A 16,054-nucleotide genomic window follows, 5' to 3' on the forward strand; every position below is an offset into this window, starting at 1 on the left:
CACCGGGAAGCGTCGAAAGAAAGGTGTGTTCGAGCGGCCGGAGAAGACTCCGGTAGTTCAGACCTTAGCTGCGACGGCGGGCCGCCAGCAGTGCGGCACCGAGCATCGCGAGGACTGCGAGCACGGCCGTGAAGCCGGGACCTTCGGACGACGTGGTCGTCTCGGTCTCGGGCTCTTCGGTCTCCGTGTCAGGAGCCTCGGTCTCGGTGTCCATCTCGGTCTCGGTATCCATCTCAGTCTCGGTCATGTCGCCACCGGTGTCGGCCGTGATGTTGGCCGTGTCGGTGACGGCGTCACCGGCCGAGGTCGTGTACGGACCGTCGGCGTCCGGGAAGTCGTATTCCTCGTTCCCGTTGGTGTCGAGGTGAGCCATGGCGATGAGCGTCGTGTCTTCCTCCGGTTCCTCGTCCAGTTCGACGACAACGTTGTCGTTCTCGCCGGATTCGAGGTAGTCGGAGTTACCGATGACGCTGCCTGCGACGTTCCCTTCGAGGAGCGACGAGTCGTGGATGACGATGAAGCCACCCTCGGAGAGCGTCGCCGTACTGACGGTCACCGTGCCGTCCTCGACGGTCTGGTCAGCGAAGCCGACCGCTGCGGTCGCGGCATCGCCGATGACGCCGGGCGTCTCGGTGTCGTCGTCGTCGAAGTCACGGGCCGTTGCCTCGAACGTCGTGTTCGGGGCACGGTCCGAGAAGTCGACCGTCGCGTTGAACGAGCCGTCGGACTGAACGATGGCCGTCGGGCTCTCGAGGAACGGACTGGTACCGGTCGAGCGGATGCGGAGGTTCAGCTCAGTACCGGGAGCCACGGTAGTGGTTCCGGAGATGACCTGGTCCGCCGCAGCGTCGACGCGGATGGTTCCGGTGTCGTCCGTGTCGTAGCTGAGCGACTTGTCCACAACACTCACATCACCAGTGGCCGAGAGCGGGTCACCGACGACGAAGTCGGAACCGCCTCGGTCACGCTCTGAGATGAAGAAGTTCGCGGTGTAGGTTTCCCCATCGTCGAACTCTGCGTTACCGCTACCACTGGTCTGGAAGCCAGCTGCGTACTCGTCGTAATCGTCCGTCGGGACGCGTTCGAGCACGGCCTGGTCGGTGTCTATCAGGACGTACAGCGAGCCGTTACGCTGGTCCGGAACGACCTGCATCGCATCGGCGTCGTTCGTCGATGCGAAGTCGACAACCTTCGGGTTCCGGTTCGCGTCCGGATTCGATTGCTCGATCCAGATTTCGTAGTCCTCTTCGGTCAGACGCTGGTTGGCCGAACCGAAGTTGAAGCTTGCCCGGTTACTGGTGCCGTTAAGCAAGTTGACGAATGCCGTTGCGAAGTCGTCGGAGTCGACATCGGCTGCCTCCTCCTCAGCTTCGATGGCACCGAAGACGCTCGTCGTCTGGAATTCGACGACCATCACGTCCTCTTGGGCGACGGAGTCGGACTGCGTGATGAGACCCTCGTCGACGGCGTTGTACAGTTCCTCAACTTCGTCTTGGTCGAACTCGCCGAACTCCTCTTCGGGTGCGGTCCAAGTCCGAACATCGTTGACCGAAGTCTCGGTAATCTGGAGCGTACCGACACCGATCTCGTCACCGTCGTGGGTGACGTTGATGTCGTACGCTGCAGCGTCGAGTGGCGGGTCGTCGATCGGCCCTGCGTTAGGGTTGATGTTGACGATGTCGAATTCGTCAGAACTGTCGTCGACATCGACGGATTCCTGCATCGCGTTGATCGCGTCAGACTGGGTGAAACCTGCCGTAGTATCCGGGTCCGGATACGCACCGAGCGTGTAGAGGTTGAGCTGCGGCGTGACGACACCGTCGCCGTCACCGTCCTCTATGTCGGCCGTGAGGTTGAACCCAACTTCGTTGTAACCGATGTTGACGCGTGCCTCGTCAGTGTCTTCCAGTTCAATCGGGAACTGTGCAATGTCACCCTTGGCGGCGGTCGCGATGCCGCCCTGGGCGATGGTCGCTGTTGCGTCGTCGTCTTCGACGACGTTGATGGACGCGCTAGTGGACGCTGCCGTGTCGGAGACTTCGATATCGAGCGTGTACTCGCCAGGGTCGATGTCCGTGAAGTCGCCCGTTGCGATCTGGTCACCACTGACGGTGAACTCGATCTCGTCGTCGTCCTCGTCCTCGGTAACAGCCTTGTCCGTACTGAAGATGCTTGCGAGGTCGCCGGAGTCAAGCTGCTCCGACGTGATGGTGACATCGAAGTCGTTCCGGTTCGACTCAAAGTCGAGGTCCACGTTGTCACCTGTCTCAATCTCCTCCTCGTCGAAGGTCGCGCTCAGACTCTGAACGGAGACGGTGAACGTGTCACCGCCATCAATGGTAGAGGCGGTGTTCGGAGCGAGGCCACCACCGGTCTGCGCAGTCGGAAGCCCGTCTGTCGGGTTCTGACCACTGTCGGCGAGTGCGTACTCGCCTTCGAGATTGTCGGTGTTGATCAGCGCGTTGCTGTTCTCGTCGAAGTTTGTCTGTGAGATGAAGTCGTTCGAGAGAATCTGACGGGCACCACCGTCATCTCGGGTAACCTCGAACAGTTCGAGCGTTTGTGTGGCGTCGTCCTTGGCGTAGATCGTTTGACCCTGCCAGAAGCGACGGTTCTCGAGGTTCAGGTCGCCGACCTTGTATCGCTCGCTTGCGATCTCGTCGACAGTGTTACCCTCGTCGTCGAAGTGCTCGATCGAGAGTTCGTAGGTACCCGCGTCGTCGGGGTTCTCCACACCGGTGATGGTCGCCGTCACGTCCGTGTTGTCCGGGACAGTGATGGTTCCATCGTAGTTGATCTCGATCTCGTCGTCGATGAAGGTGACGTCCGCATTATTGATCACAGAGGTCGGGACGTTGGTGACGCTCGAAATCGTCGCGCCCTCAACGTCAGCCTCTTCGATGGTGATGACGGTCTCAGAGACGTCACCGCCATCTTCAACCACGCCGCCAATCCTATACTGTACGCCTGTTGTTCCTGTCAAGTGCTCGTCAGCGTCGGTCGGAGGACCAACCTGATACGACACGTTGGCAGCCGCAGCGGCCGTCCCTGTGAACGCGATGGTGCCGGCGAAAACCGAGCCGACCATCAGCGTCACGAGGAACAGACTGCGAAGTTTATCTCGTGTTCCTGTCATAGTTTATTGTTGGTATTCGGGCGGTTCAAGCACCTTTCCAACGGGTCGGCCACGGACTGCACCGTTCCGCGCGGAGACCGACCGGCTGTACTCGCTACTGTCACCATGGGTAGGGGTACGATGAAAAGGAACATCGCTCGTTATAAATGCTTTGTGGTCGGGTCCGGAGGATGACATCAACCCACATGGTCGGAAATCAACCCGTCAGACCGCTATACCGGTATTTTCGGCCGCACGTACGAGCGCGTCCGCCCGTCGGCTAACAGGCGTCTGACACGCGTGGGACGTGCCGGTTCGCGTCAGTTCGTCACGAGTTCGACTTCGTGTCCGTCGGCGGTTTTGGTGAACGCGTAGCGGTTCCCGCAACTCGCCGGGTCACGGTAATCCGCGGCGTGTCGGGTCACGAGCGTCTCCCAGTCGGCCTGCAAGTCGTCGGCTCTGACCGCGACGTGCCCCCACGCGTCCCCGATGTCGTACGTCCGTCCGTCGTAGTTGTACGTCAGTTCGACCGACATCGTCTCGGCGGGGTCGTCGCCGGGCTTGAGGAAGTACAGCGCGAAGTCATCGAACTCCTCGCGCCGGAAGAGGTCGTAGTCGAGTTTCCGGACGAACCAGCCGATTGCGGCGTCGGCATCCTCGACGCGGAGCATCGTGTGGTCGAGGCTGAACCGCGCGCCGTGGTCACGTTCGACCAGTTCTATCTCGTGGCCGTCCGGGTCCCGCACGAACGCGTAACTCCCGCCACAGGAGTCCGGGTCGCGGTAGTCCGAGACGCCCTCGTCGAGTAGTTGCTCGTACGTTTCATACACATCGCGCACGCGCACGGCGATGTGCCCCCACGCGTCGCCGAAGTCGTAGCTTCGCCCGTCGTGGTTGTACGTCAGTTCGAGGAGTGCCCCCTCGTCGTGTTTGTCCGGCGGCCCGAGGAAGACGTTCGTGAAGGTGTCGGCTTCCCAGCGGCCGTACTCCTCGTAGTCGAAGTGAGACTGGTACCACGCCAGTGTGGCGTCCAAGTCCTCGACGCGCATCATCGTGTGGTCGAGCGTCCCTCGCATGTCCGGAGACAGGGGTGGCGGTCCGAAAAGAATACCGCTCAGGACGGGTCGCCGCCAGCACCGGTCAGGAGTGCCCGGAACGGGGGCCAGTAGTACCACCAGACGGCCCCCCAGAGGAAGACAGTCCCGACGGGGAACGCGACGACGCCCGGCCGCCGGAGGAACCCGAGGGCGAAGGTAGCCTGACTGATTCCGGCGAGAACGAGAAGCGCGGCCGTCACGCGCTCGTCCTCCCGGCCGAACAGCCCCGTGGCAGCACTCCCGACTGCAAGCACGAAGAGACCGACCCCGATGCCGTAGGCGTTCAGGAACCCCGGCAGGCCCTCGGTGAACGCGAAGTAGTAGTCCGTGATGGTCGTCAGCGCGAACGGGTCGAGGTTGAGGAAGCCGACGGTGAAAAACAGCGTCGGCGCGCCCCCGGTGACCACGACGGTCCACGGGAGGACGGCGAGGCCGGCGAACACGAGGAGGCGATGGCGCGTGGCGGTCACTGTCAGTTACTTCCGCCGGACGATGCGGAGCACGTCCTCGTCGGCCAGTTCGTGGTCAGTCCCGACCTGCTGTTCGTCGTGTTTGGCACTCGGGCCGGAGACGCGGGCGAAGCGGAAGCGGTCCTCGAACTCGCCCCCGAGTTTCCGGCAAGCGTCTCCGACGGTGTCGCCCCGGCGGAGTACCAGCGGTTCGTCGTAGTCGACGCCCCGGCCCGGCTTGTCCATGTAGACACGGATGAGGCCGAGGGCGTCCCAGAGTTCCGCCTTCAGCGCGTCCAGCCCTTTCTCCTCCTCGGCACTGATGAACACCGCCTCGTCGGGGTCGATGTCGTGGTCACGGAGGTTCTCTTCGACCGTCGGGAGGTAGTCCGGGTCGATGAGGTCGGCCTTGTTGACGGCGACGATGGAGGGGAGGTACTCCCGGTTGTCCATCACGCCGTCGATGAGACGGTCGATATCCACCTGCTCGCCGATGGTCACGTCCGCGTTGACGAAGCCGTTCTCCCGGAGTACCTCCTTGATAGTCCCCTCGTCCAAATCGAGGTCGACGCTCGCAGTCACGGAGAGTCCGTCTTTCCCCTTTCGGCGGATGGAGATGCGGGGCGGTTCGGTGTCGACGCGGACCTTGTTGCGGTACAGCTCCTCGCGCAGGCGCGCGTACTGGTCTATCTCGAACACGTCGAGCATGAAGACGACGAGGTCTGCGGTCCGGACGACGGAGAGGACGGCCTGTCCGTCACCGCGCCCCTCGGCGGCCCCCTCGATGAGGCCCGGCACGTCGAGTATCTGGATGTTCGCGCCGTTGTACTGCAACATTCCGGGGTTCACGTCCAGCGTCGTGAACTCGTACTCCCCGACTTCGCTGTCGGCGTTGGTGAGGGCGTTGAGGAGCGTGGACTTGCCGACGCTCGGGAACCCGACGAGGGCGACGGTGGCGTCGCCGTGTTTCTCGACGGCGTAGCCCGGGCCGCTAGAGCCCGAGGACTGTTGCTGTTCGAGTTTCTCCTTCTTCTGTGCGAGTTTCGACTTCAGGCGGCCGATGTGTGCCTCGGTTGACTTGTTGTAGGGCGTCTCGGCGATTTCCTCCTCTATCTCACGGATTTCCTCCTCAAGCCCCATTACCGGATAGTCGGCCATCGGCACTCAAAAACGCTTTCGTTGCCCTCGGTCGGCACCGAAACCGATGCCGGGCGAGGAATTTTAAGACGAGTCTGACAATCACCGGTGCATGCTCGGACCGGTCAATGGACGGCGCGGTCAGGAGTCCCGTTCGGTGAATTGGAGGGGTCGGCGTGAGTAGCCACGGCGAGCGTACCCCCGAGGCCACGCTCGGCCTGCTGGACGCTACGATGATCGGAATGGGGGCGATGATCGGTGCCGGAATCTTCGTTCTCACGGGGCTTGCGGCCGAAGTCGTCGGCGGTGCCGTACAGACCATCGCCGACGTCGTCGGTGACCTCGAAGTGTTCGAGATACGCGTCGCCGACGGCGCGCCCGCCGCGAACAAACGACTCGCGGACATCGCCCTGCCCGCCGGGTCACTCGTCGTCTCCGGCGACGACGGAAACCGTATCGCCCGGCCGGACACGACGCTCGACCCGGGCAAGCGGTACGTCGTCGCGGTAGAACCGGCCGTCACCGAGGAGGTAATGAACCTCTTTCGTGGGTGACGCTACCGGGTTCCGACACACCTATACGACGAGATGCCCTGACAAAGAACGATGACAAGCGCGGCGATGCTACGCGACAGCACGCAGATTCTGCTTCCGGAGAGCGTGCTGGGCGACCTCCGGAACGACCTCGAAGAGCGGTTCACGCTCACCATTCTGACCGACGAGTCCGAGGTGCGAATCGTCGGGAGTCCGGTCGAGATAAAGGACGCGAGCGAGTTCCTCGCCCGCAACGGCATCTCGGTACAGTAGTCGCCGCGCAGACGCCGTCCCGGGCGGTTACGGCGTCCTCGCGGACCGTGTGGGGGAGAGACACGGGCCGGCCGGGAAAGCAATTCTTAAATCCGCGCCGCTTCGTTTGGTGAAACATGGCTGGAACCATCGAGGTACTCGTCCCCGGCGGGCAGGCCAACCCCGGCCCGCCGCTCGGCCCCGAACTCGGGCCGACGCCCGTGGACGTACAGGCAGTTGTCGAGGATATCAACGACCAGACCGCCGCCTTCGACGGGACGGAGGTCCCCGTCACCGTCGAGTACGAGGACGACGGCTCCTTCGAGATAGAGGTCGGCGTCCCGCCGACGGCCGAACTCGTCAAGGACGAGGCCGGATTCGAGACGGGAAGCGGCGAACCCCAGGAGAACTTCGTCGCCGACCTCACGGCCGAGCAGGTCAAGCAGATCGCCGAGCAGAAGCACCCGGACCTGCTCTCCTACGACCTCAAGAACGCCGCGAAGGAAGTCGTCGGCACCTGCACCTCGCTCGGCGTCACCATCGAGGGGAACAACCCCCGCGAGTTCAAGGAGCGCGTCGACGAGGGCGAGTACGACGACGTGTTCGCCGACGAAGCGACCGCGTAGGTCGCTTCGAGGCAAACACTCGCAAAACGAACATGATGGGTTTTGCGGTGTGTTCGCGGCCGAAGCGACCGCGTAGTCCGCGGACGGTCGTACAGAAGAAGCACCGTTTTCCTGCGTCGTGGTGTCGACGCCGGTAGCCGACGACTGGTAACGAAACCGAACGCCATCGTTCCCGGTTATTTTGTGCCCACAAATGCGTACATGACAACAATGTCTGCCATCCAGGGACTCTTGCAGCGGGCACGAATCGAGTCGGGGAGTCGCCGTGCCGTCATCGGCGGTGTGTCGGGCGGGACGGCCGCGCTGATTGCGTTCGGAACGGTCGACGGGTTGTTGACACAGGCGGCAGTAACTGGGGGACTGACGTTCGTTTTCATCGTCGTAGCGGGGCTGGGTTACAGCGCTGTCGGTGGTAAGTGACGGACGGCAAGTGGCCCGCCTCTCTGGGCGGTTCGACGGTTTTAAGTGTCAGACTGGCCTCCCACCGGACGAGACAGGCCTCGCCTGTTTCACTAATCCGTAGGAGCCATTGGCGTACTACGGAGGTGAACAATGGCAGATCAGGACATAGAGCAAGCGGTAACTCGCGCACTAGAGGAGGCACCGCCACGGAACTTCCGTGAGACGGTCGACCTCGCTATCAACCTGCGCGACCTCGATTTGAACGACCCGTCGAACCGTGTCGATACGGGTGTCGTTCTCCCCGAAGGCACGGGCCAAGAGACGAGCATCGTCGTCTTCGCGGAGGGTGAGACAGCCATCCGCGCAGAGGACGTTGCCGACGACGTGCTCGACGGGAACGAACTCGAAGAACTGGGCGACGACGACGAGGCCAAGGACCTCGCCGACGAGACCGACTTCTTCATCGCGGAGCAGAACATGATGCAGGACATCGGTCGCTACCTCGGGACGGTCCTCGGCCCGCGCGGGAAGATGCCGACCCCGCTCGACCCCGACGACGACGTGGTCGAAGTCGTCGAACGCATGAAAAACACAGTGCAGCTCCGCAGCAAGGAGCGGCGGACGTTCCACACGCGCGTCGGCGCGGAGGACATGGACGCCGAAGCCATCGCGGACAACATCGACGTCATCGTCCGGCGGCTGCACGCCGAGTTGGAGAAGGGACCGCTCAACATCGACTCGGTGTTCGTCAAGACCACGATGGGTCCCGCAGTGGAGGTCGCGTAAATGAGCGCAGAACGTAAGACCGAGACGATTCCGCAGTGGAAACAGGAGGAGGTCGACGACCTCGTCGACACGCTCGAATCCTACGACTCCGTGGGTATCGTCGCCATCGCTGGCATTCCGAGCCGACAGCTACAGGCGATGCGCCGGAACCTCCACGGGACGGCCGAACTGCGCGTGAGCCGGAACACGCTCATGACGCGGGCACTCGACGAAGTCGACGAGGGCCTCGAAGACCTGACCGAGTACATCGGCGGGCAGGTCGGACTCATCGGGACGGACGCGAACCCGTTCTCGCTGTACCAGCAGCTCGAAGAGTCCAAGACGTCGGCCCCCATCAACGACGGCGAAGTCGCGCCCAACGACATCGTCATCCCCGAGGGCGACACCGGGATGGACCCCGGACAGTTCGTCGGTGAACTGCAAGCCGTCGGTGCGGACGCCCGCATTCAGGACGGCTCCATCGTCGTCCTCGAAGACTCGACGGTGCTCGAAGCGGGCGGCGTGGTGGACGACCAGCTCGCTGGCGTCCTCAGCGAACTCGGTATCGAACCCAAAGAGGTCGGACTCGACCTGCAGGCCGTCTTCGCGGACGGCGTGCTGTTCGAGCCCGAGGAACTCGAACTCGATGTCGAGGCCTACGAGGCCGACATCCGGGCGGCCGCCGGACAGGCCCGGAACCTCTCGGTCAACGCCGCCTACCCGACGACGGCGACGGCCCCGACACTGCTGGCCAAGGCCAGCGGCGAGGCCAAGTCCGTCGCCCTACAGGCCGCAATCGAGGACGAGGCAGTCATGCCCGACCTCCTGAGCAAGGCCGACGGACAGGTGCGGGCACTCGCGGCGCAGATAGACGACCCCGACGCACTCCCCGAAGAGTTGCAGGGAGTCGAGACACCCGAACCGGACGCGGAACCGGCAGCGGGTGACGAGGAACAGACTGACGAAGACGACGCGGACGACGCCGAGGAGAGCGACGCCGACGACGCCGAGGAGAGCGACGCCGACGAGGACGACGGCGGCGACGGTGGCGACGCCCTCGGAGACATGTTCGGAGACTAACAATGGAATACGTTTACGCAGCACTCATCCTGAACGAGACTGGCACCGAAATCAACGAAGACAACCTGACCGACGTTCTCGACGCCGCGGGCGTCGACGTGGAGGAGTCCCGCGTCAAGGCCCTCGTCGCGGCACTCGAGGACATCGACATCGAGGACGCCGTGGCGGAGGCCGCGGCCGTCCCCGCGGGCGGCGCGGCCGCATCCGCTGGTGGCGAGGCCGAAGGCGAACTCGAAGAGGCCGACGAAGGCGGCGACGACGAGGACGAAGGCGGCGACGAAGCAGAGGCCGACGAAGGCGGCGACGACGAGGACGAAGGCGACGGCGGCGAAGGCCTCGGCGAACTGTTCGGCTGACGCCACACCTCTCCCATTATTTGTACGCGCCACGGGGCGACAGCGACGGCGGCGTCGCGGTACTGGCGTGAATCCGTGTGCTTTACACTCGCAACGGCCCGTTTTGGAATCAGATATGATACCAATGGGCATAGTTTACGGAGTGTGGCATTCAATCGTGCGGTAGAGACGCATGCTCCAGTCGACGCCCTACACCGTGCCGTTGGCCCTCGTCGTGCTGTTGGGCGTGGCTGGGGCCGCGTTGACGTGGCGAAAGAGTGAGAGTGCGGCGGAGCGGTGGTTCGTCGCCATCGAGTTGTCGATGGCAGTGTGGGCTAGCGTTCACCTCCTCACCGTCTCGGCGGTATCGCTCCCGACCAAAGAGCGGATTCTCGTGGTCGGGTTACCGCTGTTGCTGTTTCTCCCGATTAGCCTTCTCGGGTTCACCCTCCACTACACGGGCCGGAATCACTGGGTGACCCGTCGGACGCTGGCTGGACTGTTACTCCTCCCGGCGGTGAGTGCTGCCAGTGCGACGACGAACAGTTACCACGGCCTCTACTACGCGAACGTGCGGCTCGTGGACCACGGTCAGTACACCGTGGCCTCGTTCGAGTGGCGACCGGCCTCGACCGCTCTGATCGTTCTCTCGTGGGTAATTATCCTCGCGTGTATCGGAATGTTGTTCGAGAAGTTCCGTCGGTCACGCAACGTCTACCGGAAGTTGAGCTTCATCCTGCTGGTGTCGTTCGGTGTGATGTGGTTGGCGAACGTGGCGAGTTTCGTCGGGCTGAGTCCGTTTCCACACTTCACGCTGTTGCCGCTCACGTTCCTCGCGTTCGGGTCCATCGCGCTTCTGACGACGGCGAACGTGCGGTTCGTTCGGGCGATTCCGCTCGAACGGCTCCTTTCGGCCGTGAGTACCCGCTTCGGGGGCGTAGTCGTCATGGCCCGTGATTTCATCGTCGAGGAGATCGACAACGGCGTCATCGTTCTCGACACCGACGGCGTCGTCGTCGACATCAACACGACGGCAAAGGAGATACTGGGCGTCGACCGACCGGTCGGCCAGCGGATTTCCACGGTGGTGGACTTCGACGCCATCCGCAAGGAGGGGACGCTCGTCGTGGCACTCCGGAACGACTTACAGGTAGACGACCTACGCGACGAGTTGTGGGTCGACACGGACGGGGGAAAACGGTGTTACGACGTGAGCGTCTCTGCGGTGACTGACGGCGACGACGCCACTGGACGGGTGGTCCTCATACACGACATCACCGACCAGAAACGCCGTGAGGAGCAACTGCGCGAGCGCGAGCGGACGCTCCAGCAACGGACGACGGACCTCGAACAGCGGAGCCAACAACTCGAACATCAGAACGAACAACTCGACCAGTTCGCGAGCATCGTCTCTCACGACCTCCGGAATCCCCTGAACGTCGCCAGCGGACACGCGGAACTGCTCGCCGCCGAGGTGGAGACGACCGACGAAGTAGACTCCGAACACGTGGCGCGTATCGTCGAGGCACACGAACGGATGGGCGACATCATCGACGACGCGCTGGAGTTGGCCCGACAGGGGAAGGCAATCACGGAGACGGAGTCGGTCGAACTCGCCGGTCTCGCGGCCGAGGCGTGGGAGAACGTCGGGACCGACGGGTCGACACTCGTCGTGGAGACAGACCGCACAGTCGGGGCCGACCGGGACCGACTGCTCAACGTCTTCGAGAACCTGTTTCGAAACAGTGTCGAGCATGGCTCGACGGGCAGTCGGCACTCGTCGAGTGCTGGCGACACCGTCGAACACGCTGCGGACGGCGAGTCAGAGCCGAGGAAAACTGAAGACGGGGCGACGGAGGAGGCGTCGGTACCGGCGGCCGACGGCGTGACCGTAACCGTCGGGGACACCGGCGACGGGTTCTACGTCGCGGACGATGGTGACGGCATTCCCGAAGACAAGCGCGACGACGTCCTTGAGCAGGGCTACACGACCAGCGGCGACGGGACCGGTCTCGGCCTCGCAATCGTCGACGACATCGCACGGGCACACGGCTGGACCGTCTCGGTGACTGAGAGTGTGGACGGAGGGGCACGCTTCGAGTTCGCCGGCGTCGAACCACCCGGTGAGACGGTCGGGCACACCCAAGAGTCCGCGTCGTCCACGAGGGATGCGTTCGAGCCGTAAGTTCAAGTCGGATGCCGGGACCACCCCGGCACGATGGGGTGGAGTGTCCTCGGGACGCGCGTGGCTGTCGCGCCGGAAGCGGCCGCGCTCGCACTCGGGTTCGTCTGCGGGGGGGTCCTCCTCGGCACCGTTTCGGGCCTCGTGCCGGGCCTGCACGCGAACAACATGGCACTGTTGCTGGCGGCCGGTGTGGCGGCAGTACCCGGGCCGCCGCGACTCGTCGGCGCGGCCATGCTCGCCGCCGGGACGGTCCACACCTTCCTCGACGTCGTGCCCGCGCTGGCACTCGGGGTCCCCGACCCGGCGATGGCCGCCAGTTCCCTCCCCGGTCACGAGTTGGTGCTGGCTGGCCGCGGCCGGGAAGCACTCAGGCTGTCGGCACTCGGGAGCGGACTGGCCGTCGTCCTCGCGGTACCGCTCGCGGTGCCGATAACCGAACTCGTCACCGCCGTCTACCCGACGGTTCGGGCACACCTCCCGGCGGTGCTGGCCGGCGTCTGCGTCCTGCTGGTCACGACCGAAGGGACCTACCGGGCGAAGGTCGGCGCGGCAGTCGGTCTCGTCGCGAGCGGCGCGTTGGGACTGGTCACGCTCGACTCGAATCCGTCGGGATTGGTCGACGCTGGCGGAATGTTGGCACCGCTGTTCGCGGGGTTGTTCGGCGCGCCGGTGTTGGTGGAGGCACTCGGGGGTGGTGGCGTCCCGGCGCAGGACGACGCGACGGTCGCACTCTCCCGGTCCGCCGTCGGCGGACTGTCGCTGTTGGGGACCGTCTCTGGCGCGCTCGTCGGGTTCGTCCCCGGCGTCTCCAGCGGCGTCGCCGGGACGGGCGCGTTGCTCGCCGTCCCGTATCGCTACGGTGCGCGCGGATTCGTCGTCACGACCAGCGGCGTCAACACGGCGAACACGATTTTCGCGCTGTTCGCACTCCATGCACTGGGGTCGCCTCGGACCGGCGTCCTCGTCGCCGCCGAAGCGGCGGGTGTCCCGATGGCACTCCCGCTGTTGCTCGCCAGTGTCGCGTTCGCGGCGGCAGTCGGGTTCGTCCTCGTCGTGGTCCTCGGCGACCGCTACCTCCGTGTCGTGGGCCGCGTGGACTACACCGCCCTCTCGGTTGCGGTCCTCTGTCTCTTGGCGGGCGTGTCGTTCGTGTTCGCCGGACCGCTCGGCATCGCGGTGTACGGCGTCGCCGGGGTGGTCGGCCTCGTTCCCCAGCGGTTCGGTGCCAGACGGGTGAACCTGATGGGCGTACTGCTCGTCCCGCTGAGTACTGGCCTATAAGTATCCTCGGCGGCGGAAGTAGGCGAGCATCCCGACGCCGAGCAGCGCCATCCCGACCATGACGGCCGGGTAGCCGTACTCCCAGCCGAGTTCGGGCATGTTGTACGGGCCGCCGGTGAAGTTCATTCCGTAGACGCCGACGACGAAGGTCAGCGGGAGGAACACGGTTGCGATGACCGTCAGCACCTTCATCACCTCGTTCGTGGACTGAGAGACGGTGTTGAGGTAGATGTCCCGCGTCCCCACGGTGAGGTCGCGGTACGTCTCGGTGAGGTCGACGATTTGGACGAGATGGTCGTACAAGTTCCTGAAGTACTTCTCGCTGGCTGGCTGGACGTACTCCGGGTCGCCGCGGGCGAGGATATCGACCGCACCCCGACAGGGCCAGACGAGTTTGCGGAACGCGAGCAGGTCACGCCGGAGCGAGTTGATGGCGTCGAGCGTCTCGATGTCCGTCGAGACGGTCACCGCTTCCTCGATGCGTTCTATCTGGTCTTCGAGTCGGTCGAGCAGGTCGAAGTACTCGTCGACGACCACGTCCATGACGCGGTACGCGGTGAAGTCGGGGCCACGCTGGAGCAGTCGCTCGTCGCCGGAGACCACGGCCCGCCAGACGCGCTCGACGGGTGTGTCGGGAACCGTCGTCATCGTCAGCACCCAGTCGTCCCCGAAGCAGATACCGACCGTCTCGTCGATGACCTCCTCGGCGAATATCTGGTCACCACCCGCGAGTTCGGCAGTCTTGATGAGCGTGAAGGTGTGGTCGGCGTACTCTTCGGTTTTCGGTCGGACGCCGTCGCGGACGTTCTCGACGACCAGCTGGTGGATGTCGAAGGCGTCGGCAACGGTGCGCAAGTCCGCGGCGGAGGCGTCGCTGGCCCGCACCCACGTCGTCCCGGCGGCGTCGCGGGCCGTCGCGATATCGTCGTACTCGGTGACGCCGTCGGCACCGTAGGCGACGGCCGAAATCACGTCGGGTCACCGTCGTGAGAGACACGGCCGGTGGCGACGAGCAACAGGCCGACCATGACCGCCGTCACCGAGAACGCCCGACCGGGGTAGGAGACGGCAGTACCGACCACGTAGCCGACGAGTCCCGCGACCAGTGTGACGACACCGGCAACCAGTTCGCGGTTCATACCCGTCACGCACCCGCCAGACGCAAAAACGTTCGCCGCACCGGCAATCCGAGGGCCGCACACCCGACCGGGCCGCCCGGGTCGCGACTCGACTGCCTGCCGTCCCGGAGAACGGCCGGGACTGGAGTGCCTATCGCCAATTCATTTCTTCTATTCTGTGGTTAATTTAATTAGATTCAATTATAGTATCGAGCGCATGACTGAATACAAATCAGCATTATAGCCGATATAAGACCCAGTATGCTCGCCTCCTACGACGACGATGCAATCGCCGACGAAGAGTTGCTGACGGGAACGGGCAGTGGCGGCCTGTTCACCAGCGGGTACCTGCGTGACCGTCCACTCATCGAGTATCTCGACGAGGAGGAGCGGGTTGCCTTCCTATTGTCGAACAAAAAGAAGGGGGTCAGACGAGAGACGGAGGACAGGGCGACGGTGTACGCGCCGGGCGACGGGTACCAGGCCATCGCGGCCGTCACCGACACGCGTGTCCTGTTCGTCGTGGGAGGGAGTGGCACTGGCGGGGACGAGGTGTTCTCGGTCACCTATGCCGAGATGGAGGACGTAAAGAGCGACAGCGGGATGTTGACCAAACACCTCGACGTGTGGTCGACGGAGGGCGTCCGCTGGCGATTCTACGTCCGGGCGACAGTCGACATCGAACCGGCCACCGAGTATCTGGAACGCGCGGCGGTCGTCTGGTCGCGCGCCGAGCGACAACTGGGGTACGCTCGCAAGTGGTTCGTGGACGCGAACGAGGCCATCGACGCCAACGACCACGAGCGCGCACGGGAGGCACTCGACCAAGCGGAGACACACGTCGACGAGGCACGGAACGTGGCTGCCCAACTCACGACGGAGCGGGACGACGCCATCTGGGAGCGAGTTCGGGCCGCGCGTGAACGGCTGGATGCCACCTCGTTGGAGGCAAACCGCGCTCGGGGCCAGCATCTCACACGGAAGGCAGAGCGACAGTGGCGGCGAGAGCAGTACAACCAAGCCTACGAGAGTTACCTCGCGGCGCGCGACCAGTACGAGAGCGCGCTGGAGGCCGCCCCCGACCACGCGTTCGCCGACGCGGCCGAAATCGAAGCCGACATCGAGGACATCACCGACAAACTCGACCAACTCGCCGAGTCGCCCCTCCGGCGGGCCGAGCAGGCGTACGAGCGAGCCACCGCTGTCGAGGACCCGACGCTCGCCGCCGACCTCTTGGAGGAGGCACTGGAGAAGTACCAGACCACACTCGTCCTCGATTGGGGGGCCGAGGAGACGCGCTTCGTCGGCGACCGGGAGGACATCCGGTCGACCATCGCCCGCATCGTCAACGAAATAGAGATGACTCGGCGAACGCTGGCAGAGCGGGCCCGGGAGCGGGGTGACGCACACCGGGAGGCCAGCCGTTGTGGCGACGCCCGCGAGGCGTACGCGGCCGCAATCGACCATCTTCAAGCCGTCGTGGCCGTCGCGCGCGAACTCAGACCCGACTCGGTGGCAGAGTTACAGGCAGACATCGAGGCACTACGCGGCGAAATCGAGCACGTCGACCGACGCATCGACGAGAGCGGTTTCGAGTTCGTCGGCGACGTCGAGTCGGACGCCGACGACTGACGCGGGTCGACGGGTTATTTTACCGCGGGATATCTACGTCGCACCAG

The 16,054-nt window shown here is 64.3% G+C and carries 16 protein-coding genes and 2 pseudogenes; 11 read left to right on the forward strand and 7 right to left on the reverse strand.

The genetic code is table 11. The annotated features are described in order from the left end of the window. Window positions 1-64: 64 nt before the first annotated feature. From MUG95_RS03365 to MUG95_RS03380, 5 genes and pseudogenes are all read right to left on the reverse strand, one after another. Window positions 65-2,944, reverse strand: a complete 2,880-nt coding sequence (locus MUG95_RS03365; protein WP_247009663.1) for a DUF7282 domain-containing protein — start codon at window positions 2,942-2,944, stop codon at window positions 65-67. A 68-nt stretch (window positions 2,945-3,012) separates the two neighbouring features. Beyond that, window positions 3,013-3,136 (reverse strand): annotated as a pseudogene (locus MUG95_RS17085) (surface glycoprotein); the annotation flags it as partial. 299 nt (window positions 3,137-3,435) lie between these two features. Further along, window positions 3,436-4,191, reverse strand: a complete 756-nt coding sequence (locus tag MUG95_RS03370; protein WP_247009664.1) for a VOC family protein — start codon at window positions 4,189-4,191, stop codon at window positions 3,436-3,438. 38 nt (window positions 4,192-4,229) lie between these two features. After that, complete coding sequence (locus MUG95_RS03375) at window positions 4,230-4,682, reverse strand: TIGR04206 family protein (RefSeq protein ID WP_247009665.1); 453 nt, start codon at window positions 4,680-4,682, stop codon at window positions 4,230-4,232. 6 nt (window positions 4,683-4,688) lie between these two features. Beyond that, entirely contained in the window at window positions 4,689-5,801 is a 1,113-nt protein-coding gene (locus tag MUG95_RS03380) for an OBG GTPase family GTP-binding protein (RefSeq protein WP_247009666.1), read from the reverse strand. A gap of 173 nt (window positions 5,802-5,974) precedes the next feature. Between MUG95_RS03380 and MUG95_RS17000 the strand changes: the two are divergent. The 10 genes and pseudogenes from MUG95_RS17000 to MUG95_RS03425 all read left to right on the forward strand — a co-directional run. Next, window positions 5,975-6,151 (forward strand): annotated as a pseudogene (locus tag MUG95_RS17000) (amino acid transporter); the annotation flags it as partial. Beyond that, window positions 6,146-6,352: a TrkA C-terminal domain-containing protein gene (locus tag MUG95_RS17005; RefSeq protein WP_372608191.1), complete on the forward strand. Its 207-nt coding sequence runs from the start codon at window positions 6,146-6,148 to the stop codon at window positions 6,350-6,352. The pseudogene MUG95_RS17000 and the gene MUG95_RS17005, both read left to right, overlap by 6 nt. Before the next feature lie 51 nt (window positions 6,353-6,403). Then, the gene (locus MUG95_RS03390; RefSeq protein WP_247009668.1) at window positions 6,404-6,604 is read left to right on the forward strand and encodes a VNG_1110C family protein; all 201 of its coding nucleotides are present in this window, start codon (window positions 6,404-6,406) and stop codon (window positions 6,602-6,604) included. A 116-nt stretch (window positions 6,605-6,720) separates the two neighbouring features. Continuing rightward, on the forward strand, window positions 6,721-7,209 hold the full coding sequence (locus MUG95_RS03395; RefSeq protein ID WP_247009669.1) for a 50S ribosomal protein L11: 489 nt from the start codon (window positions 6,721-6,723) through the stop codon (window positions 7,207-7,209). Between the two features lie 210 nt (window positions 7,210-7,419). Further along, window positions 7,420-7,629: a hypothetical protein gene (locus MUG95_RS03400; RefSeq protein ID WP_247009670.1), complete on the forward strand. Its 210-nt coding sequence runs from the start codon at window positions 7,420-7,422 to the stop codon at window positions 7,627-7,629. A 132-nt stretch (window positions 7,630-7,761) separates the two neighbouring features. Then, entirely contained in the window at window positions 7,762-8,397 is a 636-nt protein-coding gene (locus MUG95_RS03405) for a 50S ribosomal protein L1 (protein ID WP_247009671.1), read from the forward strand. Beyond that, a complete protein-coding gene (locus MUG95_RS03410; protein WP_247009672.1) occupies window positions 8,398-9,456 on the forward strand; it encodes a 50S ribosomal protein L10 in 1,059 nt (352 codons plus the stop codon). It abuts the gene before it with no gap. A gap of 2 nt (window positions 9,457-9,458) precedes the next feature. Continuing rightward, window positions 9,459-9,812: a 50S ribosomal protein P1 gene (gene rpl12p / locus MUG95_RS03415; protein ID WP_247009673.1), complete on the forward strand. Its 354-nt coding sequence runs from the start codon at window positions 9,459-9,461 to the stop codon at window positions 9,810-9,812. Between the two features lie 172 nt (window positions 9,813-9,984). Then, window positions 9,985-11,976: a sensor histidine kinase gene (locus tag MUG95_RS03420; protein ID WP_247009674.1), complete on the forward strand. Its 1,992-nt coding sequence runs from the start codon at window positions 9,985-9,987 to the stop codon at window positions 11,974-11,976. A 33-nt stretch (window positions 11,977-12,009) separates the two neighbouring features. After that, window positions 12,010-13,257, forward strand: coding sequence for a tripartite tricarboxylate transporter permease (locus MUG95_RS03425; RefSeq protein WP_247009675.1), 1,248 nt, complete (start codon window positions 12,010-12,012; stop codon window positions 13,255-13,257). On the opposite strand, the gene corA is transcribed toward MUG95_RS03425, so the two are convergent. Continuing rightward, window positions 13,252-14,229, reverse strand: a complete 978-nt coding sequence (gene corA, locus MUG95_RS03430) for a magnesium/cobalt transporter CorA (RefSeq protein WP_247009676.1) — start codon at window positions 14,227-14,229, stop codon at window positions 13,252-13,254. The genes MUG95_RS03425 and corA overlap by 6 nt on opposite strands. Next, the gene (locus MUG95_RS03435; RefSeq protein WP_247009677.1) at window positions 14,226-14,396 is read right to left on the reverse strand and encodes a hypothetical protein; all 171 of its coding nucleotides are present in this window, start codon (window positions 14,394-14,396) and stop codon (window positions 14,226-14,228) included. The genes corA and MUG95_RS03435 overlap by 4 nt, the downstream gene beginning before the upstream one ends. A 240-nt stretch (window positions 14,397-14,636) precedes the next feature. On the opposite strand from MUG95_RS03435, the gene MUG95_RS03440 reads away from it, so the two are divergent. Then, window positions 14,637-16,007 (forward strand): coiled-coil domain-containing protein, encoded by a 1,371-nt coding sequence (locus tag MUG95_RS03440; protein ID WP_247009678.1) that lies wholly within the window; start codon window positions 14,637-14,639, stop codon window positions 16,005-16,007. The last annotated feature ends 47 nt before the right edge of the window (window positions 16,008-16,054 follow it).

It is taken from the genome of Halorientalis litorea (assembly GCF_023028225.1).
GTDB classification, from domain to species: Archaea; Halobacteriota; Halobacteria; order Halobacteriales; family Haloarculaceae; genus Halorientalis; species Halorientalis litorea.

Excerpts from the sequence above, each read along its gene's own strand:
- MUG95_RS03370 (WP_247009664.1), bottom strand. The coding sequence starts at position 4,191 with ATGCGAGGGACGCTCGACCACACGATGATGCGCGTCGAGGACTTGGAC.
- MUG95_RS03420 (WP_247009674.1), top strand. The coding sequence starts at position 9,985 with ATGCTCCAGTCGACGCCCTACACCGTGCCGTTGGCCCTCGTCGTGCTG.
- MUG95_RS03390 (WP_247009668.1), top strand. The coding sequence starts at position 6,404 with ATGACAAGCGCGGCGATGCTACGCGACAGCACGCAGATTCTGCTTCCG.
- rpl12p (WP_247009673.1), top strand. The coding sequence starts at position 9,459 with ATGGAATACGTTTACGCAGCACTCATCCTGAACGAGACTGGCACCGAA.
- MUG95_RS03395 (WP_247009669.1), top strand. The coding sequence starts at position 6,721 with ATGGCTGGAACCATCGAGGTACTCGTCCCCGGCGGGCAGGCCAACCCC.
- MUG95_RS03405 (WP_247009671.1), top strand. The coding sequence starts at position 7,762 with ATGGCAGATCAGGACATAGAGCAAGCGGTAACTCGCGCACTAGAGGAG.
- MUG95_RS03380 (WP_247009666.1), bottom strand. The coding sequence starts at position 5,801 with ATGGGGCTTGAGGAGGAAATCCGTGAGATAGAGGAGGAAATCGCCGAG.
- MUG95_RS03400 (WP_247009670.1), top strand. The coding sequence starts at position 7,420 with ATGTCTGCCATCCAGGGACTCTTGCAGCGGGCACGAATCGAGTCGGGG.
- MUG95_RS03425 (WP_247009675.1), top strand. The coding sequence starts at position 12,010 with ATGGGGTGGAGTGTCCTCGGGACGCGCGTGGCTGTCGCGCCGGAAGCG.
- MUG95_RS03410 (WP_247009672.1), top strand. The coding sequence starts at position 8,398 with ATGAGCGCAGAACGTAAGACCGAGACGATTCCGCAGTGGAAACAGGAG.
- MUG95_RS03440 (WP_247009678.1), top strand. The coding sequence starts at position 14,637 with ATGCTCGCCTCCTACGACGACGATGCAATCGCCGACGAAGAGTTGCTG.
- MUG95_RS03435 (WP_247009677.1), bottom strand. The coding sequence starts at position 14,396 with ATGAACCGCGAACTGGTTGCCGGTGTCGTCACACTGGTCGCGGGACTC.